1 protein-coding gene is annotated in these 1422 nt (G+C 58.7%); it reads right to left on the reverse strand.

Features of this window, described 5'->3' with window-relative positions:
* Positions 1–133 precede the first annotated feature (133 nt).
* Positions 134–1075, reverse strand: coding sequence for an IS110 family RNA-guided transposase (locus J0F76_RS20615; protein ID WP_207472331.1), 942 nt, complete (start codon positions 1073–1075; stop codon positions 134–136).
* Positions 1076–1422: the final 347 nt, after the last annotated feature.

Consider the following 1422-nt stretch of genomic DNA (forward strand, 5'->3'; position numbering starts at 1 on the left):
GCCAAGGCGGGGCGCATCTATGTGGGCGGGCAAGCAGTCACGACCGTGGATGGCAAGCTGACGTTCGCCTGAACGTCAGCTTCGTCCGCACTGTGGCCCTTGGTGCAAGGCGCGGTGAGGGTCTGCTCCTACGTCATTTCATCGGCCGCAGCTCCCATATGCGGCCAGACGCGACGAGGGTGTTGGCCAAAATCACGAGCTTCCGCATTATAGCCGTGATAGCAATTTTTGCGGGCTTACCTGCGTTTATCAGCCTCTTGTAGACGACGCGCAGATCCGGGTTGAACCGTGTTGCGACAAGTGCTGGCATGTGCAGGGATTGTCGCAGCACGGCACGACCGCCCCGGATGCGGGATTTTCCTTTCCAGTTCCCTGACTCGCGGTGCATTGGTGCCAGCCCTGCAAGACTTCCTGCCTGAGCAGACGTAAGTTCGCCCAACTCAGGTAACTCCGCCAAGAGTGTGAACGCGGTCGTAGCGGAGATCCCAGGTATGCTGACGAGGATCTCAAACTTCTGCGTCAGCGCAGCATCGGCTGCCACAGCGGCTCGGAGTTCACGCTCAATCATTTGGACCTGGCCCTCGATCTGCCGGATGCGGGCCGAACACTGCCGCTTCAGCAAAGGGTGGACGAGGTTCTTTTGCCGGTTCAGGTTGGCTGTTCGCTCCTTCATCAGCCCGCGCCGCGCCGAAAGTAACTCTGTCAGGCCGGTCAGATTTTCCGGCCGTTCAGGCTGTGCCTTGATCTGAAGAACGGCCGCCATCCGTGCGAGAATGGCAGCGTCTACCCGATCCGTCTTGTTGAGGTAGCCCGTTGCTTCAGCGAACCTGCGGGCATGGAGCGGGTTCACCTTTGCTAACGCAACCCCTGCCTGGTGCAGATCGGCTTCCAAAGCCTTGTGGTATGGTCCGGTCGGTTCGAACACGACCATGACCGATTGCCGGCTTTTCAGCCATTTGACGAAAGACCTTCGCCCCTTGCCGGTATTCTCAAACCGCCCACTTCCACCGCCAGGGTAACTGTGAACGTCGAAGTGCAGCTTTGCGATATCAACACCAACCGCTTCGCCACCCATCTTTCTCTGTCCTCTGCTTATCATGCGGGGCACGATCCCCTTGTATCCGTTCAGGTCAGCTCGAAAGGGCGGGGCGATCACACTCCAGGACGGCTCTATGTAACCAGCACGGTCTCGATCCGACCCCGCCACCGACCGGCATGCAGGCCGTGCCGGTCGGTGGCTCCACTTTGTAAGCAGAGCCTACCGTCGTCATTAGATAAGCACGATCTGATCGAGGCGATCATTGCGCTCCCCACCGACATTTTCTATACACTTCAGGTGGTCGCAGGAATTCGGACCAGTCGCTAAGCTTTGGCGATTGACGAAGGACTGATCCGCATGACGAAACGAAAGCGCTATTCGGC

The organism is Paracoccus fontiphilus (assembly GCF_017356265.1).
Taxonomy (GTDB): Bacteria; Pseudomonadota; Alphaproteobacteria; order Rhodobacterales; family Rhodobacteraceae; genus Paracoccus; species Paracoccus fontiphilus.